General features: G+C 34.8%; 18 protein-coding genes. 11 read left to right on the forward strand and 7 right to left on the reverse strand.

Translation table 11 applies throughout. The features are described from left to right. Window positions 1–52: 52 nt before the first annotated feature. Window positions 53–187, reverse strand: coding sequence for a hypothetical protein (locus tag BW986_RS30590; RefSeq protein WP_260320682.1), 135 nt, complete (start codon window positions 185–187; stop codon window positions 53–55). Between the two features lie 392 nt (window positions 188–579). Between BW986_RS30590 and BW986_RS03195 the strand changes: the two genes are divergently transcribed. Then, a complete protein-coding gene (locus tag BW986_RS03195; protein ID WP_076365048.1) occupies window positions 580–2463 on the forward strand; it encodes a S8 family peptidase in 1884 nt (627 codons plus the stop codon). Between the two features lie 50 nt (window positions 2464–2513). On the opposite strand, the gene BW986_RS03200 is transcribed toward BW986_RS03195, so the two are convergent. From BW986_RS03200 to BW986_RS03220, 5 genes are all read right to left on the reverse strand, one after another. Beyond that, window positions 2514–2987 carry a VOC family protein gene (locus BW986_RS03200; protein ID WP_076365050.1) on the reverse strand — a complete coding sequence of 158 codons (474 nt, stop codon included), beginning with the start codon at window positions 2985–2987 and terminating at the stop codon, window positions 2514–2516. 125 nt (window positions 2988–3112) lie between these two features. Then, on the reverse strand, window positions 3113–3304 hold the full coding sequence (locus BW986_RS03205; RefSeq protein ID WP_048681418.1) for a hypothetical protein: 192 nt from the start codon (window positions 3302–3304) through the stop codon (window positions 3113–3115). An 857-nt stretch (window positions 3305–4161) separates the two neighbouring features. Further along, window positions 4162–5340: an MFS transporter gene (locus BW986_RS03210; RefSeq protein WP_076365052.1), complete on the reverse strand. Its 1179-nt coding sequence runs from the start codon at window positions 5338–5340 to the stop codon at window positions 4162–4164. A gap of 1011 nt (window positions 5341–6351) precedes the next feature. After that, window positions 6352–8376, reverse strand: coding sequence for a hypothetical protein (locus BW986_RS03215; protein WP_076365054.1), 2025 nt, complete (start codon window positions 8374–8376; stop codon window positions 6352–6354). Between the two features lie 1270 nt (window positions 8377–9646). Continuing rightward, entirely contained in the window at window positions 9647–10597 is a 951-nt protein-coding gene (locus tag BW986_RS03220; protein ID WP_076365056.1) for a right-handed parallel beta-helix repeat-containing protein, read from the reverse strand. 136 nt (window positions 10598–10733) lie between these two features. Between BW986_RS03220 and BW986_RS03225 the strand changes: the two genes are divergently transcribed. Then, the gene (locus BW986_RS03225) at window positions 10734–11987 is read left to right on the forward strand and encodes an O-antigen ligase family protein (protein ID WP_076365058.1); all 1254 of its coding nucleotides are present in this window, start codon (window positions 10734–10736) and stop codon (window positions 11985–11987) included. Window positions 11988–12955: 968 nt separating this feature from the next. On the opposite strand, the gene BW986_RS03230 is transcribed toward BW986_RS03225, so the two are convergent. Further along, a complete protein-coding gene (locus BW986_RS03230) occupies window positions 12956–13267 on the reverse strand; it encodes a helix-turn-helix domain-containing protein (RefSeq protein WP_076365059.1) in 312 nt (103 codons plus the stop codon). A gap of 478 nt (window positions 13268–13745) precedes the next feature. Between BW986_RS03230 and BW986_RS03235 the strand changes: the two genes are divergently transcribed. The 9 genes from BW986_RS03235 to BW986_RS03275 all read left to right on the forward strand — a co-directional run bounded on the left by BW986_RS03235 (window position 13746) and on the right by BW986_RS03275 (window position 24601). After that, window positions 13746–14435, forward strand: a complete 690-nt coding sequence (locus BW986_RS03235; RefSeq protein WP_076365061.1) for a YveK family protein — start codon at window positions 13746–13748, stop codon at window positions 14433–14435. A gap of 36 nt (window positions 14436–14471) precedes the next feature. Next, a complete protein-coding gene (locus BW986_RS03240; protein ID WP_076365063.1) occupies window positions 14472–15149 on the forward strand; it encodes a CpsD/CapB family tyrosine-protein kinase in 678 nt (225 codons plus the stop codon). 136 nt (window positions 15150–15285) lie between these two features. Next, entirely contained in the window at window positions 15286–16050 is a 765-nt protein-coding gene (locus tag BW986_RS03245) for a tyrosine-protein phosphatase (protein WP_076365065.1), read from the forward strand. Window positions 16051–16492: 442 nt separating this feature from the next. Beyond that, window positions 16493–18322, forward strand: a complete 1830-nt coding sequence (locus BW986_RS03250; RefSeq protein WP_076365067.1) for a polysaccharide biosynthesis protein — start codon at window positions 16493–16495, stop codon at window positions 18320–18322. 140 nt (window positions 18323–18462) lie between these two features. Next, window positions 18463–19707 (forward strand): lipopolysaccharide biosynthesis protein, encoded by a 1245-nt coding sequence (locus BW986_RS03255; RefSeq protein ID WP_076365069.1) that lies wholly within the window; start codon window positions 18463–18465, stop codon window positions 19705–19707. Between the two features lie 363 nt (window positions 19708–20070). Next, a complete protein-coding gene (locus tag BW986_RS03260) occupies window positions 20071–21036 on the forward strand; it encodes an ATP-grasp fold amidoligase family protein (RefSeq protein WP_076365071.1) in 966 nt (321 codons plus the stop codon). Between the two features lie 137 nt (window positions 21037–21173). Further along, window positions 21174–22295 (forward strand): glycosyltransferase, encoded by a 1122-nt coding sequence (locus BW986_RS03265; protein WP_076365073.1) that lies wholly within the window; start codon window positions 21174–21176, stop codon window positions 22293–22295. Window positions 22296–22308: 13 nt separating this feature from the next. Then, the gene (locus BW986_RS03270; RefSeq protein ID WP_076365075.1) at window positions 22309–23313 is read left to right on the forward strand and encodes an NAD-dependent epimerase; all 1005 of its coding nucleotides are present in this window, start codon (window positions 22309–22311) and stop codon (window positions 23311–23313) included. A gap of 7 nt (window positions 23314–23320) precedes the next feature. Beyond that, window positions 23321–24601: a nucleotide sugar dehydrogenase gene (locus BW986_RS03275; RefSeq protein ID WP_076366275.1), complete on the forward strand. Its 1281-nt coding sequence runs from the start codon at window positions 23321–23323 to the stop codon at window positions 24599–24601.

A 24601-nucleotide genomic window follows, 5' to 3' on the forward strand; every position in this document is an offset into this window, starting at 1 on the left:
AGCGATGGACTGCAGGCAAACTCGAAGAAAATCGGGTTTGCCTGCAGTTTTTTTATTTTAAAAAGTTCCAGCTGATTTCAGAAATCCGCTCCCTTTCCGCCGACTGTCTGCCAAGCCTCATCAAAGCAAGCGGCTGTGGTGTCTTGGCTAGCCAGTAAAAAGGCAGGAGTATCGCAAATTTCTTCAAGCTAGTGTTTTATCCATATAAAAAGAAAAAACATGAATTCGGGGTGAGATGCTTCGGCCCCTTATTTAGACAAATGTGTTTTTATCTGAATAAGTTGATTGGAACGGAAGGTACGAGACTCCTGCGGGAAAAGCGAGTCCAAGGGAGACCCCACAGGCGCGAAGCGTCGAGGAGGCTCCCGGACCGCCCGCGGAAAGCGAGTGCCTGAAGTGGAAATCAAAGTGCAAATTTATAGCGGTTTTTTGGTTTTTAAATAAGCTATTTTAACTAGATAAAAAGGTTAGTAAATCCAAATCAGACGGTATACAATCTAGTTAGGAATAATAGTAGAATTGGATCATGATATAACCTCATCGATAGCTATTCTTAATCATATTTTTTGGAGTGATTGTATGCACAAAATTATTCAGGGTTTACTGCCGGTATTATTACTGTTTATGATTCTGCCAATCTACCAGCCAGATGCTGCTTCTGCAGAAGAGACCCCGCAATCTGATGGTGTCATCGTCAAATATAAAGAGACGGACGATGAGCCGATCAACGAGTTGATAGAGAAGGTGGAGGTTCCTAAAGGGGAAACGACCGACAACGTGATCGAGGAACTTGAAGAACAGAAGAATGTGGAATATGCAGAACCAAACTATCTTTTCAAGAAGATGGAAAGCCCGAACGATCCAGCTTACATAGACCAATGGCATCATAAAAGACTTGGTACGAGTGCAGCATGGACAAAAACTATGGGGTCGAAGGAATTGATCGTGGCGATCATTGACGACGGCATCGATCGCAACCACGAAGAATTAAAAGGGAAGATCGTCAATGCCTATGATACGATAAAAAATCGGAAGCATATCGTACCAAAAGGCGCGCATGGAACACATATCGCAGGCATCATTGCCGGTTCTGCGAACAACGGCATAGGCGGAACGGGTGTTGCTCCGAACGTTAAACTAATGCCGATCAACGTTTTTGATGGAGAGTATGCCAATACGGCCGATATCATTGAGGCGATACATTATGCCGTTCAGCAAAAGGCAAACATCATCAATATGAGTTTAGGAGACACCAGTTATTCGGAGGCCCTGAACAAGGCCGTCCAGGAAGCCTATAAAAAGGGCGTATTGATCGTCGCGGCTGCCGGGAATGAAGGGGATATGGGGAAAAATGTACAGCGTGTGTACCCAGCCGCATTCAGCCACGTCATTTCCGTTGCTGCCACTGACTCAAGGGACAGGCGTCCTAGTTATTCCAACTACCATTCAACAGTCGATATCGCGGCCCCTGGAGATGATATCCTCTCAACCTTGCCATATGGTAGATACGGCTGGATGAGCGGAACATCGATGGCCACGCCGATGGTGGCGGGTGTAGCGGCACTGATTTGGTCCAATGAGCCTAAACTCAACAAAACGGAGGTCGAATACCGCCTCTATGATTCAGCCATGGACCTAGGTGTAAAAGGGAAAGACATATACTATGGAAACGGGCGGGTCAATGCCAAAAAAGCACTCGAGATGAAGACGCTGACCAAACCGGCCGTGACCGCGATATCCGATAAGGACACGAAGATCAATGGGAAAATCCCGACCGATTTTAAAACGGGGACGGTCTCCATTTATACCGCTAACAAACAACTCGCCACAGTGAAAATCAATGGCGAAAAAACGTTTACGGCGACTATTGCAAAACAAACAGCCGGCACGACCATCTCTACGAGGCTAATCGATAGGTCGGGAAATAAAAGTATACCCGTTTCATTTAAAGTGGCAGATAAAACGGCCCCTGCGAGACCGTCCGTAAATACGGTAGGTGACAATACCGTCAAAGTAACCGGCAAAGCGGAAGCGGGATCTTCCGTCACTGTCAAAACTGGCAGTACGGTTCTAGGCAAAGCAAATTCCAACAGCGCAGGGAATTTCACCGTAACGATGTCAAAAAAACAAAAAGCCGGAAAAGTCCTTTCCGTTACAGCAACCGATAAAGCAGGAAATATTAGCTCGATTAAAACCGTGACAGTCGCAGACAAAACAGCTCCAAGTAAACCGACGGTCAACACAGTAACTACAAAAACGACAAAAGTAACAGGCAAAGCAGAAGCCAACTCCACGGTATCCATCAAAGCATCAAAAAAAGTGATCGGCTCTGCCACAGCAACGTCCAAAGGCACATTCTCGGTTAAAATCCCTAAGCAAAAAGCAGGGCAGAACCTATATACCTATGCCAAAGACAAAGCGAAAAACGTAAGCGAATCAAGAAAAACAACGGTTAAAAAGTGATAGAAAAACAAGAACAGCTCCCAATACTCAAATTGGGGGCTGCTCTTATATCAATCTCTATTTCCATACATCAATTCCGTGCTACGGCTGTAAAGTTCAATGATATTGCCGAAAGGATCTTCACAATATATTAAATAATAGGGCTTGTTCTCCCAGGTATTCCATATATCGCTTCGCTTTCTTCCGCCAGAAGCAGCAATATCATCAGCCAGCTTTTCGATATCATCCGCTATCAAGCAAATATGAAAAAAGCCCTCATAACCGCGACTCTCACCTTTAGGCATCCTCGGCTCCACAAACTCAAAAAGCTCAATCCCCACTCCATGATCCGCCATCAAATGTGCATTGCGCATTTTTTTAACATCATCACCAAGAAGATCATTCGTCATATTATGTTCATTCTCCTCACTTGCATCAAACGAATAGGGACCCGCCAATAACCTGAAACCCAACACCTGCTCATACCACTTAATCGCAGCATCCAAATCAGGTACAGCCAATCCAATATGAGTAATTGCTGTCATATGTATCCCCCCTGATCATAAAATACCCTAGTACTGTTAGGGACAAACGGCACCTTTTTGGACGAAAAAAAGAAGCAATAGCCAATATTGCTTCTGGTTTACATATATCGACCTCATGAAATTCTTTAAATCTCACCCTCTTCAAGCCTCCTATTATACTCAACTTTACTAATTAATCCCTTTGCATTACAGGTAAGACAATCTGTATAAATATCGTAAGCACCTGTACCTGCACAAACATGGCATTTAACATGAGTTTCTGGTATATCCTTATGCATGAATGAAAAAACTTTTCCAATATACTGCAGAATAATCATTCCCAAAACTCCTTTTTTTTCTATCATACAACGAAAAAGAGAGAAGGAAACAGCGAATACAATAACATTACTTAAAACTAATAAAACCATTACATACTTTACATGGGGTTAAAAAATGTGCTGATGCAAATTCGATAAACTGTTCTACAAAATCACTTCTGTTTTCAATAGGCTGTTTTCGCATACTTTGTAGATATTACCAAGTAATGTGGTGTGGTTGATTTCCCCTCCAGTTGCTCGCTTTCCGCGGGGCGGGCGGTGAGCCTCCTCGGCGTGAACGCCTGTGGGGTCTCACCTGTCCCGCTGCTCCCGCAGGAGTCTCACACTTCCGCTCCAATCACCCTTAAATCGTTTCGTTTTAAAAACAACATTCTTTACAAAAGGCTGTTTTCGCATACTTTGTAGATATTACCTAGTAATGCGATGTGGTTGATTTCCCCTCCAGTTGCTCGCTTTCCGCGGGGCGGGCGGTGAGCCTCCTCGGCGTGAACGCCTGTGGGGTCTCACCTGTCCCGCTGCTCCCGCAGGAGTCTCACACTTCCGCTCCAATCATCCTTAAATCGTTTCGTTTTAAAAAACAACATTCTTTACAAAAGGCTGTTTTCGCATACTTTGTAGATATTACCTAGTAATGCGGTGTGGTTGATTTCCCCACCAGATGCTGGCTTTCCGCGGGGCGGGCGGTGAGCCTCCACGGCGTAAACGCCTGTTGGGTCTCACCTGTCCCGCTGCTCCCGCAGGAGTCTCGCACTTCCGCTCCAATCAACCTTAAATAGTTTCGTTTTAATAACAAAAATCTTTACTAAAAGAGCCTAAAAAAAAAAAGAACATCCAAAAAGATGTCCTTTAATGTGTGATTACTTCATTTTTCTTAAAATCCATAGGTAAGCCAGGATTGAAATCCCCACTGAGACTGCTGCCATTATGTAAATGCTTATATACCCAAACAGATAGCCGATTTGTCCGAAGAGGATGGCACCGAAACCGATTCCAAGATCAAAGAACGAATAAAAAGTGGCATTGGCCATGCCTTTTCGGTTTCGGGCAGCGTGTTCAAGAGACCACGCTTGAAGAGCCGGTTGGACAGCACCGAATCCAATGCCATAAAGTATTGCTGCCAAATAGAGAATCATGTTACTTGGCATCCAGGCTAGCAAAAGCATTGCCACTACGATAAAAAGAGTAGATGGAATGAAGACAGCTTGATGTCCTTTTTGATCATAGATCTTTCCAGCAAACATACGTGTGAAAATAAGCGCTAAAGCGTAAAGAAAAAAATATCCTTGAATACCTGTCAGACCCTTTTCGATTGTATAAAGCGGTAAGAAGGTAGCAGTCCCGCCAAAAGTCACCGTAATGAAAAAAACCAGAACGGACGGAGCAACAGCGCTTTTTTCATAAATGTCAAACCTATTAGTTTTAGCTGGGGCAGGAGCATGATCCACTTTTTTATACGTAATTGTTGAAGCCATGACCCATGCTGCCAGGCTCAATACTCCGCAAAATAAAAACAAATGTTGAAAGGTTAAAACATCCGCTAAGAAAAGCCCGAATGAAGGACCAAAAGCCATCGCCAAATTACCCGATAAAGTGAAGTATCCCATTCCTTCACCCCGACGCCTTGCTGGGATAAGATCGGAGGCAATCGTACCTGATGCGGTGGTCGTATATCCCCAGCCAATCCCTTGTACAATCCTCATAGCGCAAAGAAGGAAAATACTCATCATATATCCAAACGAACCAATTGCTACAGCCAAAAGGGCTAGACCGAACAAGAAAACAAAACGCCTGCCTTTTGTTTCCAAGGCCTGTCCAGCAAAAGGGCGGACAATCAGGGCAGAAAATAAAAACATGCCAGCAACTAACCCAATATACCGTTCATTCCCGCCAAGCTCTTTTACAAAAAGCGGAAGGGTAGGGGAAGTCATCTGAAAGGATAAAAAAACAAAAAAGTTAGCCAAGAAAATCATAATAAAATCACTTGACCAGATTTTATTAACAACCGGAAGCTCTTCTTTTAACAAAGGTACACCCATAACATTTATTCTCCTTAATTGATAGTAATTATCATTCTCATTTTACTAAAGTTATGGAGAACAATCTATAACAATTAAGTGATCACTATAAATCTAAGTAATATTGACTACAACAAAATAAAAAGAGCCCAAAGGCTCTAAAATAAACTATTAATAATCAATTTAATCCATCCAAAAAAAGAAATCCATAACGGTATGCTCAAAGATGTACCAAACAAAAGTCCTTTAAAGAAATTCCCTTCATTTTCATCTATCATATTGAACACACCTCTCGGCTTGGTTTTCTTATGATAATTATAAATGAAAGCGCTTTCTTTGTATATGAGGCATTTGAAACAATTACTTTACAATTTAATCCAAAGATTAAGGAGGCAAGTTGAATCGGTCGGTTTGCTCATAGAATACAACATTTTCCAGTATTTTAATCAGGTACAGCAAATCCAATGTGAGTGAAAGCTGTATTATGTATTTCATTTGGTAATAAAATGCGGGGGTAAACGGCACTGTTATAGGACAAAAAAAGAAGCAATAGCTTATACTGCTTCTTTGATTACATATATCGTCTTACACGAAATACTTTAAATTTCACCCTCTTCAAGCCTCCTATTATACTCAACTTTACTAATTAATCCCTTTGCATTACAGGTAAGACAATCTGTATAAATATCGTAAGCACCTGTACATGCACAAACATGGCATTTAACTGAGTTTCCGGTATATCTTTATGCATGAATGAAAATACTTTTCCAATATACCTGCAAAATAATCATACCTAAAACTCCTTGTTTTTTATCATACAACATAAATGAGAGAAGGAAACAGGGAATACAATAACATTATTTAAAAACAAATAAAACCATTACATACTTTACATGGGGGTAAAAAAATTCTTCTGAGATGGATTCATGTGTAGTGAAATTAGATATAAGTAAGAGGGAGAGTTGTGAACAGTTTCTTAATGGCAATTCTGAATTGTGTTACTTAAATAATTTGTGGTTTATCATTTGTTATTTAGCGTAACTGTCCACCAGTATCAATTAATTCTGTTCCTGACGGTTGAGTACCGTTCATAATTATTGTACTACCAGATTGAGCTCTTAAATTATTTATTCTACTTAACCCAGTGTTTGAAGAACTATAGATTGTAGTTAGTCTTTGAGCTGTTATTCCATATCTTATATTGTTAAAATCGCAATTTTCAACAATGATTCTATCAGATGCTAAAGCTGTCAATGCATCTTTAGCATGTAGTAAGGAGTTTCGGATATTGGCAAACCCGGTAAAATTTTGGAAAGATAAACCATCTGCTGTTGCATGGTTTGTTTTTACGCCCTCTATTATTAACTGATGGATAAACGAATTCCAGAAGTATATACGTGGAATGATAACTTTGTTTGGAGTAGTTACATTCCCTGTAATCGTCAACGTTCCGTTCATTTGAAACTCTGACAATCCGACAGAAGTAACGTTATTATATATCCCATCGGCAATCTTGATTATTATAGATGCACTTTCACAGTTTTTAGGCAGCATTGTCAAGACACGAGATAGCGTTTTTGCGGGATATCCGATTTCGGTTAGTCTGGCATTATTGTCATCTCCAGTGGTTGCATTGACATAAAAAGTATAGGTTCCAAACATATCTGATTCAATTTTTTTAGGTGATCCATTTTTGAATGTGAATGGTTTTCCTTCTACAGAGTTACCTTTAAAAACTATTTTTTCGATTTGACCATAACTCGAATTCAAAAATGCATTACAGAATTCAACGGCATTAAACCCTTTAAATGAATTTCCTTCTATTAAAACACTTTTTATAACTGATGTTCCGACTGAAGTTATTTTTACAGAACCATATGATTTAACAATGTTCGGATCAAATATATTGTTAGAAATAATAACGTCTTCATAATCAAGACCATAGGTTCCTACTGCTCCATAGATTTCGACAACCTCGCGTGTGTTTATGGTTTTAAAGTTATTTCCCATTATTTGAACACGCTGACCCCATTTAGCTGTTATACACGGAAAATACCCTTTTTGACCACTTGTACAATCGATAAAGAATTGATTATTACTTGCAATTGTATGAGAATTTCTAAAATGCACAACGGCTTCACCTTGGAATAAATGTTCATCAAGGATGACGAATTTATTTCCTGAAACAGTATTAAACCTTTCATCGTTAAAAGGATTACGTGTAAATGTTGAAAGTTGTGTATTTTGCATTTCAATATTATTTCCTTCAACACCCCAAAACTCATTATTTGTAACGTTCAAGAAAATACCGCGTAAATACATTCCATTAGCGTCATTGCCAGTCCCTGTGGTTCCTGGTAAGGGGTCTTTTATGTTAATAAATTTATTTTTATCAAAGTTCCAACTAGAAGAACTATATATATGGTCATTTACAATAGTACTTTCATACATCCTAATCGCACTACGAACCTTTAAATTTATAAATTTACACATGTGTATATTTCCCCCATGAATAGCAGCTTGCATATTAATTGCAAAACCTAACGGAACAGTAATATCACTTTGTGTAAATTCACATGTATCAATATTTATATTGTGGTTTTTATCATAGGAAGCATGACTAGTTGTAGATGATAATAAAATACCAGTATTAGCTATATAAAATTTACAGTACTCAATATTTACATCATATACGTTGACTAATGTAATCAGTCGAGTTAAATTACTATTATTTCCATTATTATCAAATTTCATGCCCTCGATTCTGATACCTTTTAAAGCAGGGAGAGAATCATCATTGTCTACTGTTTGATGATTTAAATCTCCATAATACAAAATGCTTCCTTCTGTTGTTCCTCTTGGTAATTTTAAAACAGCGTTTCCTAAACCGAACCAATGCATATTATTTCTAGGAATTACGTTCTTACAAATATATTCACCATCTGGAAAAAATACTGTATACCCTGTATCGGTAGCTCGTTGTATCCTTGAGCTATCGTCAATTTCAGGGATAATTATCGGAAAATCTTTAATGCTTACCCAATCGATGTTATTCATTTTTCTTTTCAACCTTTATGTGGTAGGTTTTATTTTTATTCATATATACAACTCCTTATATAATAATATATGTTGTTGTTCTTCTCCTGTCTCAACAAGTAACACAGTTATTGTTAATTAAATGCTCAATATTTTAATACCGATTTCTATCAAACTCTCTCCGTAATTTACTAGCAATTGTATCCCTTCTTTTTATGCCAATAACTATAACAATCACTTATAAAAGCCCCTACATTTTGAAAGAATTGAACTATAATGAAACAGTAAAAAAAGTTGCTTATTCGGGGAGTTTCTTTGTCTATATAAAAGAAATTCCGTTTATTAAATTCAAATATATGAACTAATGAAAAGCCAAAGTGAATATTTTTAATGAATTTTAAAAAAGTAATAGAGAATAATTCTCATGACAACATGTTTCCATCGTTTGGTTTCTTATCCTACAGACTTCATGCTGAAAGCAGGTCAAGAACCTAAAACAAATCTTAATAAAACATGAATTTAATGAAGGATGATTGTCGGGAAAATCGAAAAGTGGCTTAAAACGTTATGGAAATTTGTTTGATTAATATAGGGGAGGTTTTCTACACAGAATGACGGGGAAAGGGAAGTTTAGGTAGAGTAAAATTTAAAGAGTATATAAAGAATATTTTAAAGAAAGCAGAAGCACGTACTTAAGAGACTGTTCAATTTATAAAAAAGCTAAAAGAAATCGACAGGAGGACATCATCATGAGTAGAAAACTGTTCTAACTTCTTAAATAGGAACTTTCACCTAGGAAAGTACTACATACAAATATTACATACGTTAAATTCAGTTCAAGAATATCAACTTAGCAAACTTGTGCTAAATAAGAAAATAAACGAGAAATAATTGCTCTTCACGTACCTAAGAAGCATTAAGCTAGAGGAATCTATCGAACTCTTAGAGATGCTTTCTAATTCCCTCATTCTGAAGTGATGATACACTTAAATCAAAGTGTCCAAATACGCATCTAGAGTTTAATATTATCAATAGAGCATAAAAATAATGACTCCAGCATAATACTGAAGTCATTTATTAGTTGCTTAAACTATATAGGTTTGTTTTTTTCAGATCATCAGTTATATATTGCACATTTCAGTGTTTACTAATTTAACCAATTAACTTATTGACTGGTTAGCCATCTTTCGTTACTTGATGGGGACCCCGTATAGATTTATAAGTAGAGTAGTAATATTAACTTCTTGGAAAAGGCTTTTTCATCGTATTCATTTTACAGTACAGTTTCTTACTACTTTGAGTTTTTTAGAACATATTCTTCACCCATTTTTATATGTCCTGTTAAGTGTCCTGGTATGAAAGTACCGATATTATCTCTTATCTGTTTCGTTTTGTGAATCTCTATGCTTACAGGATGTTTACTACCTGCAAAACCACTTAGAGCAAATAATATCCCATAACCTTCGTTTTTTTCGGTAGTAGGATTAATAATTTTTATACCTTGCAGAAACTCTGAAGGATGGTTGGGTTCAAAATCAATCCCACTTGCTGGCGGAGTTCCATTCGTATTCGTTATTACAGGATTAATTATTTTTAAATTTATCGCTGAAATAACTGAAATGCCCTGTCTTCTGTTATTTTTTATGATAGGTTTCTCTATGGTAATATTTTTGCTGTAATTTTGTTGTTCTGTACTTCCAATATATATACCATCTCCCCAAAAATTTCGAATTGTATTATTTTTTATATATATATTCTCCGATCCCTTTATACTAATCCCAAATCCCCATTCTCCAGTTTTTCCTTTGTGTTCCTCTCTTTCTCCTAAAAGGGTCACGCCCCCTAATATAGACACATTTTTCACATTATGAATCCTTAAAATTTCATAACTTTCAGCATTGTTTGGAAGAGCCTTTAATGTAGTTCCTTCTTCAAATTTCAAGGTAATTTTATCTCGTAAATTTATAGACTTTAATGCATCAATTAAATATACTCCTTGTGAAAATGAAACAGTCCCCCCACCTTTTGTGTATACATGATCAATAGCCTTTTGTATTTGATGGGTATCATCAATTTTATCATCAGCAATTGCATTAAAGGATTTAACATTCACAGTTATATTGTTGTCTAAACCCGTCTGAACTTGTTTGGATTGGTGATTTGTTAATACAAAAGCGCCCCCTATTAAAACTAGGGTAATGAAAATATAAATTAATTTATGGTTTTTTATAATAATGATCATCCCCCTACTATTATATATTTCTCTTTTGATAATACCATGCAATCCCTCTCTTTTTAGTATAAATATTTGGAATTTAGATTGTACTTCCAATGGTGTTCATATAGAATAAGAGCTGATTACTAAAAGGTGGTGCTTCATGAACAAGCTAATATATTTAATATTTCTATTAGGGGTGTTTTTTTCCCCATTTACAACTTTTTTGCCTCTTGGATTTAACGTTTCAATGTATGACATCATATTAATTAGTTGTTTTGGACTTATAATCGTTACTACAGCAATTCAATTTGAGGGTTACAATAAAATTTTAAGTTCGAAAGAATACTTTCTACTTATTTTATTTGTTTTAGGTGGTTCAATATCTGCCTTTAATGCAGCATCTTTTTTTGGAAGTACATTAATAATGGTTCAGTATTTGTTTGCAATTTTAATTCAAATAATAGTGATATCACACATTCTTACATATTCAAAAAATATAGATAAAAATTTATTTGGAATTTTAGACACTTCCATTTATGCATTGATGGTGACTTTGAGCATTGGAGTTCTTGCCCAATTAGGACTTCTACCGAATAGCTCTGAGTTTTTCGCAGGTAATGGAAGACTTATCTCAGTCCAAGGTAATGCAAACTCATTAGCAAAATACCTCGTGTGCTTTCTACCAATATTACTTTTTTATATTGACATAAAAAGAAAAACTTTGTTGTCCTTTTTTTTATTAGCTATGCTTATTATTAATTTATTTTTAACTGCTTCATTTGGGGGTATGGCATACGCATTAGCAACTTTTATATATTATTATATGATAAAATCATTATTCATCACCAAACCTATACGATTTAAAAATGGAGAAGTATTTATTGTGAAAAAAATATTAAATGTAAGAAATGTTTTTATTATATTTTTTTCTGTTGCTATAGTTATATACGTTTTTGTCAATCCTCCTGAAATTTTTTCAAAAAGAGTTTTAGCTACAGATGATTTAGACGGTGCAGGTAGTTATAGTCTTAAAGTATCACTAATGAAAGAAGCATTAGAACTTATAGTTACTAAGTACGGTATTATAGGTATGGGACTTGGTAGTTACCCATTTGAAAGTCAATATCATACAAATGTACACAACTTATATCTCCTTGTTTTTACAGAATCCGGGGTGTTAGGCTTTGTTGGTTTAATCGGATTATTGATATATACATTTTGTATTAGCCTCAGACTTATCAAACATGTAGGCAACACAACCAAATACATACTGATAGGTATGAACAGTTCGCTATTCGGCTTATTAGTTTCCGTTATTACCACACCACATACTTATTCTCGAAGCACCTGGTTGTTGGTGATCCTCCTTTTATGTTACACAAAACATATCCAGAGAAAGAATTTTAATTTTTAAGGAAGAAGAAATATTAATTAAATTGCTTCGTTTTTATGTGCTTTCCAGCGGAATGATAATGGGTAAAAGAACTTAGTTAGTACACAGTAGGTGGTAACTTTTTCGAGAGGATTCGGACAGAGGACTTAATGTCAAACCTCCGAACAGACGACATATTAACCATTTTTGTAAATCTTTATAAAAAAAATTCCGATATTACCTAATGACCATCGTTGGGTAATATCGAAAGTAATATATTGTAGAAGGAAAAAACAATACTCTCACAATAGAACTAAACCGAGAGTGTTAACTAAATTCAGATTGATGATTTAAATTAAGGATTTCTAGATACTTGATAGTTTTTTCGGTTTAACCTATCACATTCATGAGATAGATGGTACTTTTAACAATAATTCAACACTTTCGAGTATCCAGCAGAAATGCTGGTTTTTTTAAAAAAAATGTAAATTAGAAAGTTAATGAAATGTGGTAAATTGGGATAATCCGCCTTATTGCTGTATGGAAGAGTGATTAAAAAGGAAAAAAACAAATAGAAATAGTGAAAAATATAAAGGTTGAATAAAAGCTTTCGTTACCCTATTCTAATGTTGGCTGTAAGAATCATTCCTCCAAATCCGGTCGCTAATGGTAAAACGGAGAATAGTTTATATTTGAATTATTTGGATAATATAAAAGGCTAGAGAAGATTATTAAAAAGGAATAAATTTACTTTTGTTTAAAAGTGTTGAAGAGACTGACTTAATGAAGAGGATATGAGATGGCTTGATATTTTCATAGATGATAACATCGAAATCAAAGGCATATCATCATAGAGCCTATGCGAATGACGTAAATGATTTTATTAAAAGTCAAAAATAGGTGTACTGAGTGAGAAATGGTTATACCTAATATTTCCTCTCTTGAAAAGTTTAAATAGTGTATGTTAAGTATGCTTTTCAATGAAGAGAGCAATTCATAAATGTTCATATTTATCGAACATTACTTTTCCTAACCTCGATAAATTCGCGCATTTCCTCTTTCGAAATTCCTGCCCCCATAACATCCAGCATGATTTCCAACCACTCTTCATCCATCCCCTTGTCTGCTTGTTCATTCAACAGAGCATCGACCTTAATACAAAGGATTTTAGCGATTTTTTCCAAAACTAATATAGTAGGGTTTGTTTGAAGGTTTCTTTCCAGTGAGCTTATATAGGATTTGGCAACGCCGGATTTTGAGGAGAGCTCACTAATTGACATTTTCCTTTCTTCCCTAAGCGACTTAACTCGGTAACCTATCATTTTTACCACACCTAATCATTAATATAAAAATTATATACTCATTTAAACTATCATTTTTAGTTTACACATTTTCCTTTCATTTTTAATGATAACTAGGAACTAAAATACTTGACATTATTAAATGTATAAACTGATTTTTCTGTTTTGATAGGCATTTAGTTAGGTCATTTTCTAGAATATAAGGTAAAGTTTATAAATCATATAAGAAAAATTGGGATTTGTTGTCTACTTAGGTTTATTGAAATTTAAGTCACAAATATTCTGGAAAATGGGTTTTATAGATGTGATCAATGCAATATTTTAAAAAATAGAAATTATTTCCTTTGTATTGCTGTTTTCTTTTTTGTAAAATTACTTTGGCATTTGAAAAGTATTCTTAGAATGTAAGTTTCATGTAAATTTCCTTGAAAATACATAAAAATAGGTAATATATATGGTATAATGCAATAGGTCATTTTTAACATATCAGGAGGATAAAATGGAAGAAACTATTAGTATTAAAGATATTTTTAAAACATTAAAGAAACGTTGGAAGCTAATCATGCTGCTAACATTAATTGCTGCTTTGATTAGTGGAACAATTTCTTATTTCTTATTAACACCGGTTTACCAATCTTCAACACAGATCCTCGTTAATCAGAAACAATCGGAGAACCAATTGGACTCGACTCAAATACGATCTAATATCGACATGATCAATACATACAGCGTGATCATAAAGAGCCCTGCCATTTTGGAGATGGTGATTGATGAACTTGAACTAGAACAAAGCGTAGAACAACTTAGTCAAAAAATCACTATTAACAGCCAAGAAAATTCGCAGGTTTTCTCTTTAACGGTTCAAGATAGTAATCCATCGCAGGCTGTAGAAATAGCTAACACGGTATCTGAAACTTTTCAAAAGGAAATAAAGGACATAATGAACGTCGATAATGTTAGCGTTCTTGCCAAGGCAGAAATTAAGGAGAATCCTACGCCAGTAAAGCCTAATCCAGTATTGAATATCGCTATTGCAGTGGTGGTCGGATTGATGGCTGGAGTCGGCTTGGCATTCCTACTGGAGTATATGGACAATACGATCAAGGACGAGGATGATATAGAGAGACTACTGGAATTGCCTATCCTTGGATCGATTCAAAAAATTACACAGGTACATTATAAAGGATAATCCGTATAAGAAGCAGTATGAAAGGAAGCGGGATTTTTGAGAAGTAAAGATAAAAAACAGGTGAATTTGATTGCACAAACTAATCCTAAATCACCTATCACTGAACAATATCGATTAATTAGAACGAATATTCAATTTGCCTCAGTCGATAAAGACATCCAAACCATTGTGGTAACTTCTTCGGAGCCTAATGATGGGAAATCGACCACCGCTGCAAACCTCGCCATTGTTTTGGCACAGGAGGAAAAAAAAGTGGTGCTTGTGGATGCAGACTTAAGGAAACCATCGGTTCACTATGCTTTTAGCCTTAGTAATATAGAGGGACTTACGAGTGTGCTAACCAAGAAAATGAGCATAGAAAAAGCACTTTTCAAAACGAATGTGCCTAATCTGGAAATTCTGACGAGTGGACCGATTCCCCCTAATCCTTCAGAATTATTAAATTCCAAAGCGATAGAAACAGCTATTGATGAATTAAAAGGAATGTATGATTATATCATTTTTGACACACCGCCGGTTCTTGTAGTGCCGGATTCCCAGATTGTAGCCAATAAATGTGATGGAGTGATCATGGTAGTGGCGAGCGGCAAGACAAACAAACAAAGTGCAGTAAAAGCAAAAGAGCTTTTACTCAAAGCTAATACATCATTGCTTGGAGTCGTTTTGAATGGCGTTGAAACGGATAACAGCAATTATTATTACTATCAATCTTAAAGAAAATAAAACAATTTTCGACAAAATAACACCCTGTTTAATGGCAGTTTTATATGCTACTATTAGTCAGGGTATTAATTCCTATCTGATTTCTTAGTGATTAAGCCTATTATCCCACAAAGGAAGTGTGTGAAAATTGATTGACATACATTGTCACATTCTCCCAGGAGTTGATGATGGATCCGCTGACATGAAGGAAAGCTTGAGCATGGCAAAGAACGCGGCAAAAGCAGGAATCACCCATATATTTGCCACGCCACATCACTTAAATGAGAAATATGTAAATGTTAAGAGTAGCATCATTGACCGTGCAGTGCGGTTAAATGAGAGTTTACAACAAAACAATATACCTCTTATCATCCATCCCGGTCAAGAAGTAAGAATACACCGAGACATATTTACTTCACTTGAAAACGAAGAAATCCTAACGTTAGACAATAATGGTACATATTTACTGCTAGAGCTTCCGTCGGGAAGGGTTCCTACATACACACAAGACGTGATTTATGAGCTGTTACTGAAAGGAATCACACCAATTATCGTACATCCGGAGAGAAATAAGGAATTGATTGAAAATCATAAACTATTATTTGAATTGGTCCAGGAGGGCGCGTTAACTCAACTTACCTCTGGCTGTATCATCGGGGACTTCGGTAAAAGTATTCAATCATTTTCGAAAAAGATAATCGAACATAATCTGGCACATTTTATTGCAACAGATGCCCATAATATAGGCTCGAGAGGGTTCACGTTACAACAAGCCTATGAAACAATTACTAAAGTATATGGGATAGAACGTACATTTTATTTTAAAGAAAATGCTGAACAGCTATTAAAGGACCAAAGTCCTGCTGTTGAAAAACCAGTACCATTCAAAAAGAAAATATTAGGAATCTTTTAGATTTATAGTAAGTTAGGAAACGCTTTCATTATTATAATAAATAATATTCGTTAATGTGTAAAGTTTTTTGGGGGTCATTTGAAGTATTGGATTCGGTGTAAAAGGAATTAATAAGGAGATAGATTCGATTGAAAAGGTTGATGATAATCCGAAATCTATAAAGAAAGTACTGCGTTACATACAACAAGTCGCCCCCTAAGTCTTGTTAAATCAATTAGAGACGAGCTTGGCAAAGTCTCTAAAGAAAAGAAAAGAAGCTCTACAGAAGAAGGAAAAGGAACTATGAAAGTCATTTGAAATATTAATGACAATACAAGGTTATGTTTTGGAATAAATTCATACCGGTTTTCATTTAAAAGTAAAGGCCTAGAACATTAGATTATTGCTTTTCCGGTATTAAAAAGTGAGTATCCTGATTTCATTATTAAAGGGGGAAATTTGGTTGGCCTACCGAAATCGACTAACACTACTGGCACTATTAGATTCCTTAATTGTATTATCGGCCATATACGTAAGTTATTTAGTACTACATCCATATTTAGAAATATTTAAGCTAACAGCACTCTTAGTCAGTTCAGTCGCTCTATTAATAAGCCATCATATTTTTGCTTCGATTTATAAGCTATATAAAAAGGCTTGGGAGTATGCAAGTATCGGGGAATTGATATCCATAGTAAAAGCCGTAACCCTATCAGTTATCACTGTAGTTATAATTCAGGTTTTGGTTTTTCAGGATGTATATGTAAGAGCTATGGTATTAACGTGGATGATGCATGTAATCCTTATTGGTGGATCCCGTTTTTCATGGAGAATGCTGCGTGACCGTTTTATAAACAATCAATTAGATGTAAAAAATACATTGGTTATTGGCGCTGGATCAGCTGGGACCATGGTTGTTCGTCAACTACTGAATAATCATGAAACGGAACTCAAGCCTATTGCATTTATTGATGACGATCCTAAGAAAGATAAATTAGATATCTTGGGTATACCTGTTGTTGGCAACTCTAAACATATTCCTGAAATGGTTGAAAAATATCATATTGATAACATTGTCATTGCAATTCCTTCATTGAGTAAAAAAGAATTAAAGGTCATCTTTGATGAATGTGTGAAAACAAATGCAAAAACACAAATCATGCCGATGATTGAAGATATTATGTTAGGAAAAGTAGCCGTTAATCAGTTTAAAGAAGTAGAAGTAGAAGATTTATTGGGAAGAGAACCTGTTGAATTAGATATGAATAGTATCTCGGGATACGTTACTGGTATGACAATTCTAGTAACGGGTGCGGGCGGCTCTATTGGTTCGGAAATTTGTCGTCAAATATGCAGATTCTCTCCAAAAAAAATTTTACTGCTCGGTCATGGTGAAAATAGTATTTATCAAATTGATATGGAATTGAAAAGATTGTATTCAGATCAAATAGAAATCATACCGGTTATTGCAGATATACAGGACCGAGAAAGAATATTTGAAGTAATGGACACCCAAAGACCAGATGTTATCTATCATGCGGCTGCACATAAACATGTGCCACTTATGGAGTACAATCCTCATGAGGCCGTAAAAAATAATGTTTTGGGAACTAAAAACGTAGCAGAAGCAGCAGATATTTATGGAGTATCCACTTTTGTTATGATCTCATCCGATAAAGCTGTTAACCCAACGAATGTAATGGGGTCAACGAAGCGGATTGCTGAGATGGTCATACAACAGTTAGATAAACATAGTACAACAAAATTTGTAGCCGTCCGATTTGGAAATGTTCTTGGAAGCAGAGGAAGTGTAATCCCTCTATTCAAAAAGCAAATTCTAGCTGGTGGTCCTGTTACTGTTACGCACCCTGAAATGACACGTTATTTTATGACAATCCCTGAAGCATCCCGGTTAGTTATTCAAGCTGGATCTCTTGCAAGAGGAGGAGAAATCTTTGTTTTAGATATGGGGGAACCTGTGAAAATTGTAGATTTAGCTACTAATCTAATTCAATTATCGGGTTACTCAATTGAGGAAATCGGAATTGAGTATTCTGGTATACGGCCTGGAGAAAAAATGTATGAAGAACTACTAAATGAAAATGAAGTCTATGCAAAGCAAGTTTTTCCGAAGATTCATATTGGAAAAGCGGCTGTGGTTGAAGGAGAAGTTCTTTGGCAGTTTATTGATAGTCTCCCAGAGAAACAAACAGCTCTGTTGAAAGAACAGTTAATAGAGATTGCCAATGCTAAAGAAGGATTACAACAAGCTATGAAAGAAGCAATCTACTAAGAGGAGAATGAAAAAATTGCTTGTAAAGTAAGGGCTTGATTTTCCTCTTGTTTAATTAAATAAAGAAATGGTGTAAATAAATTGTTTAAATAAGTCATTAAAAATAAAATTTCTAGAATTTTTATATAAGGGAAACTTACATGTGGAAAAAATTAAATAATATATTTTCTAAATTATCATGGTCCTTGTTTGGGAATATAATTTATGCATTGTCCCAATGGATTATTATTACTATAATTGCCAGATTTGGCTCTACTGCTGACCTTGGAATCTACTCTCTTGGATTAGCAATTACTGCTCCCATTGTACTTTTTTTTAGCTTCCAATTAAGAACCTTTTTAGCGACTGACAGTAATAATGAATATAATTTCGCTCAATATTTTGGTGGGAGAATTATACACTTAACTTTTTCTTTCATATTGATAATTCCTATAGCATTTTTTTATAGTAACAATATTGAAACTGTTTTAGTTATCATATTATTGGGAATTATTAAGTATTTTGAAGGTTTAAGTGATATTTGTATGGGGTTTTATCAAAAGAAAAGCAAGATTGATATAATAGGAAAATCCCAAATGTATAGAGGGATTTCTAGTATAATTGCAGTAGGTATCCTTTATTTTTATACTCGAAGCCTTATTTTCTCTCTTCTGGGGTTACTAATTGTAATGATAGTAAGATTAGTGAATTATGATCTGAAACATTTGAAACCGTTGGGGGAATATACTCCTGTATTTGATCGCAGTTCGATACAATTAATGAAGATGGCATTTCCATTAGGAGTAGTTTCGTTGATTAGTTCCTTGAACACTAATATCCCAAAATACTTTCTTGAATATTTTTCAGGCACAGAAGAGGTAGGAATATTTTCAGCATTATATTATATATTAATTGCTAGCAATATGCTCATTACACCAATTTCGTTACTGGTTGCCCCTGGAATTGCTAATGCATACAAACAAAATAAAATCAAAAAGTTTTTGAAGGTAAACTTGCAATTATCTATGGTCTCAGTAATAGTTTCTTTATTAATAATTACTTTAATTGTTCTACAGGGAGAATTTATACTGAATATTTTATATGGTAGTAAGTATACTCCCTATAATGATTCTTTTATAATAATTTCATCTTCCCTGATATTTGGTTTTCTTACAACCTTTTTCACTGTGTCCATTGTTGCTGCAAGAGCTATTCAAATACAACCCATAATGAATTTAATAGTAACTATTGTTACCATAATTAGTAGTTACTATTTCATTAGTACAGATGGTATTAATGGAGCATCATATACCCTATTAATCTCTCGTATGTTTCAAGCTTTACTTAGTGGCAGTTTATTGTTTTATATTATATATAAAAAAAATAAATTATATCATGTCAATTGATTATCGCAATTGTGATAAATTTTTTTTTGTGAAGATAAAATCATTTGTTGATAAACACCAAAATTTGACCATGGAATTTCGGTGAAAATAATTTGTGGGCACATAACCGATGTGAGTTTATTTACTAGGGTAGTGGGCAATAGAATCGTATTTAATCTTGTTAGATTAAGCGAAATTAATGATTAAAAAGCAAAGAGTTATGTCTCCGATTGCGATATTTTTTAGTTGACACCCTATAAAGCCTGTCATGGAAATGGTCTCTTTATTAGAAAAAGTGCCTGAGCTCATTATCCGAGAGAAGTTATCCCGAGTCGCTAAGTGACATTGCATGTGATATTTCTATCTTAAGGGAGGTTTTATAAAATGATTTTTCAAATCAAAAGTACGTTAAGAAAAATTTCTAATAGAAATAAATCAATAAAAAAACTATACCTATCAGCTAATAAAATTAAAGTTAGGGCAGTATCTAAAATAAGTGATGAAAGATTTGCTAAGATGAAATATAAAGAAAATACAGGTAAAAAATTGAATTTAGAAAATCCTGTATTATTTAATGAAAAATTATGGTGGTTGAAAATTAATAACAGAGATCCTTTATTAACTATTTGTTCCGATAAATATAAAGTTAGAGAGTATATAAAAAAGTGTGGATTAGAACAAATATTGACCAATATTTATGGGGTATACAATAATGCTGATGAAATTAAATTTGAAGAACTGCCAGATAAAGTTTTCATCAAATGCAATCATGGTTCAGGTACAAATATAATATATGATAGGAATACCTTTTTTGATGAAGAGAAATTTAAAAGGAATTTTAATTATGCTTTGAAACAAAACTATTATTTACAATCAAGAGAGTGGAATTATAAAAACATTAAACCTAAATTAATAGTTGAAGAAGTATTAGAAAGTGAAGATAATAGTTCATTAATAGATTATCGATTTCTATGCTTTAAAGGAAAAGTAAAGTTAATATTTGTAGATATAGATACAACTAATCCTGATGGATCTCATAGTGCAGATGCTCGAAGAAATATATATGATACAAATTTTAATCATCTAAATGTGAAAGTTGGAAGGGAACACTTTGATCAATCCTTAGTATCCAAACCTCAAAACTTAGATAAAATGATTGAATATGCAGAGATACTATCTAAACCGTTTCCTCACTGTAGGGTAGATTTGTACAATATTAAAGGGAAAATTTATTTTGGAGAAATAACATTTTATCACGGTGGTGGTTCACAAAATATAACTCCGCTAGAGTGGGACAAAAAAATGGGTAGCTGGATAGATATAGAAAGTGAAACAGTAGTGAAAAAATAATTTTATAAAAATATAGTTAATTGTTTTTTGCTTATTAATTAATTTAATTCATTACTTTTATACTTAAAGGGTAAAAATGAAATGTTTTATTAAATAAAATGAAGTAATAGAAATACATTAGGTGATGTGATAAAAATATGTCTAAGCTGAAAATTATCCACATTATAGTTGGATTAAATGTGGGTGGCGCAGAAACTATGCTTTTTAAGCTGTTAAAAAATGCTGACCATACAAAGTTTGATTTCGAAGTTATCTCCATGATGGATGAAGGGTTTTTCGGTCCTAAAATAAGAGAGTTAGGAATACCAGTACATACTCTAGGGATGAAAAGAGGTATAATTAATCCTTTTTTTATAAAAAGGGCTAGGTCTCTTGTTAAAGATGCACAGATTATTCAAACATGGATGTATCATGCAGATTTATTTGGTTTTTTAATTAAAAATCGTTCCACTAAACAAAAACTTATATGGGGTATAAGGCATTCGAATCTTGAGAAAAATATGAATAAAAGTTTGGTATTAAAGATTGCTAAATTAAATGCATTACTTTCCAAAAAGGTAGATTCTATAATCAGTTGCTCAATAAATGCATCAGAAATTCATGCGGAATTTGGTTACAGTACTTCTAATATGATAACAATACCAAATGGTTTTGAATTAGATACATTTTATAAAATACCTAATGCAAAGAGATTAATTGAGGAAGAAATAAAATTACCGAAAAATAAACCGCTTATAGTACATGTAGGAAGATGGAATGTCCAAAAGGATTACCCGAATTTAATAAAGGCAATTCATTTAATTCAGTTAAAGAGGTCAGATGTGAACTTTTTACTATGTGGAGTAAATATTGATGAAAATAATAAAGAACTAATAGGATTATTAAAGCAAAATAAGGTTGAAGAAAATGTGTTTTTACTTGGTAAAAGAGAAGATGTACCGAAAATTCTCTCTGCTGCTGATATATTGATTTCATCATCCTCTGGAGAAGGTTTTTCAAATGTTATTGGTGAAGCTATGTCTTGTGAAACTCCATGTATTGTAACTGATGTTGGTGATTCGGCATTTATTGTCGGTCCTTATGGTGTAGTGGTTCCTCCTCGTAATGCTGAAATGCTTGCTCGTGCAACAAATGAATTTTTAAATAAAACCGAAGAAGAAAAAAAATTATTAGGTAAGCAAGCAAGAAAAAGGGTTATTGAGGAATTCGAAGTAAAGAAAATTGTAAGTAAATTCGAAGATCAATATAAATTCAAATAAAGGGGTAATTATAATGAAAGTATTAGTTACGGGTGCAGCTGGTTTCATAGGCTCTCATTTATCAAAAAAGTTATTAACAAACGGTATTACGGTTATTGGAATCGATAATTTAAATGACTACTATGATGTGAATTTAAAAAAATCTCGACTTTCGTTGATAGAGGATAAAAATTTTTATTTTGAGAAAACGAATCTCGAAGATCGCGAGAGCATTAATGCTATTTTTGAAAAATATATGCCAGACGCAGTTGTCAACTTAGCTGCTCAAGCAGGCGTACGCTATAGCTTAGAGAATCCACATGCATACATTGAATCAAACATAGTGGGTTTTACTAACATTTTAGAAGCATGTCGCCACAACAAAGTTGGACAACTAATTTATGCCTCCTCGAGTTCAGTATATGGTGCAAATACGAACCTTCCATTTTCTGTTCATGATAATGTGGATCATCCAATTAGTTTGTATGCTGCAACGAAGAAAGCAAATGAATTAATGGCACATACATATAGTCACTTATATGGCTTGCCTACTACTGGACTTCGGTTCTTTACTGTATATGGTCCATGGGGTAGACCAGACATGGCCTTGTTCTTGTTTACAAAGGCAATTATCAACGGTGAACCTATAAAAGTATTTAATAACGGAAATATGATGCGCGACTTTACGTATGTTGATGATATTGTTGAAAGTATTTTTCGCTTGATTCAACGAAAGCCAGAACCAAATTTAGAATGGAGCGGAAAGAAACCTGATCCAGGAACAAGTTATGCTCCATACAAGGTTTATAATATAGGAAATAACAATCCAGTAACATTGATGGAGTTTATCAATGCTATCGAAGAAAAATTAGGAATTGAAGCTAAGAAAGAGTTTTTACCACTTCAAGCCGGTGATGTTCCGGAAACATATGCGGATGTTGAGGATTTATATCGTGATATCAATTTTAAACCTCAAACGGATATTAAAGATGGAATTAGCAACTTTATTGATTGGTACAGAGAATATTATGGAGTGTGATTTAGAGATGAATAGAAAAATAGCAGTAGTTGGACTTGGATACGTAGGATTACCAGTAGCAGTTGCTTTTGGTAAAACACATCGCATTGTTGGTTTTGATATTAATGAACACCGTATTAATACCTTAATAGATGGAATAGATTATACAAACGAAGTAGAGACTAATGATCTCGTAGCAGCTGAAATTGAGTTTACCAATGATGGGTCTAGATTGCTTGATAGTGATTTTATTATTGTAGCTGTTCCAACCCCAATTAATGAAAATAAGCAACCAGATTTAACGCCATTACTAAAGGCTTCAGAAACAGTAGGTGCAAATCTATCAAAAGGTACAATTGTTGTATATGAGTCAACTGTTTACCCTGGGGCAACAGAAGAAGAATGTGTTCCAGTACTGGAGAAAGCATCGGGCCTAAAAGCAGGGAAGGACTTCTTTGTAGGGTATTCACCTGAACGTATTAATCCAGGAGACAAGGAGCATAAATTTACAACAATTACCAAGGTTGTATCAGGACAAAATGAAGATGTATTAGAAACTGTAGCTAGTGTGTATGGATCTGTAGTAGAAGCAGGTGTTTACCGTGCTAGTTCTATTAAGGTAGCAGAAGCTGCAAAAGTTATTGAAAATACCCAACGTGATCTTAACATTGCACTGATGAACGAGTTATCCATTATATTTGACCGTCTAAATATTGATACGAATGAAGTATTAAAGGCGGCTGGAACAAAATGGAACTTCCTGAAATTTTCCCCTGGTTTAGTTGGGGGACATTGTATTGGTGTTGACCCATATTATTTAACTCATAAAGCAGAAAGCGTAGGTTATCACCCCGAAGTTATTTTAGCGGGCCGCCGAATTAATGATGAAATGGGTAAATTCATTGCAACTTCTTTGGTTAAACAAATGATTCATAAAAATATGCCTATACAAGGGGCAAGAGTAACTGTACTGGGTCTTACCTTTAAGGAAAATGTACCAGATCTTCGTAATTCTAAAGTAATAGATGTTATTCGAGAACTAGAGGAGTTTGGAATTGAGGTACAAGTCACAGATGCAATGGCCGACTTTGGTGAAGCAGTAAAAGAGTACGGGGTTGAATTAATTCCTCATAATCAACTTAAACCAGCAGATGTAGTTGTTTTTGCTGTAGCCCACGATGATTATATTCAAAAAGGGTGGGAACAATTTAGTCAATTACTTAAGCATGGTAAAGGAATAGTTGTTGATATTAAGAGTGTGTTAGAAAGAGAAAGCTGCCCTGATAATATTACTCTTTGGAGATTATAG

It is taken from the genome of Peribacillus simplex (assembly GCF_900156045.1).
In the GTDB taxonomy this organism is placed as follows: Bacteria; Bacillota; Bacilli; order Bacillales; family DSM-1321; genus Peribacillus; species Peribacillus simplex_D.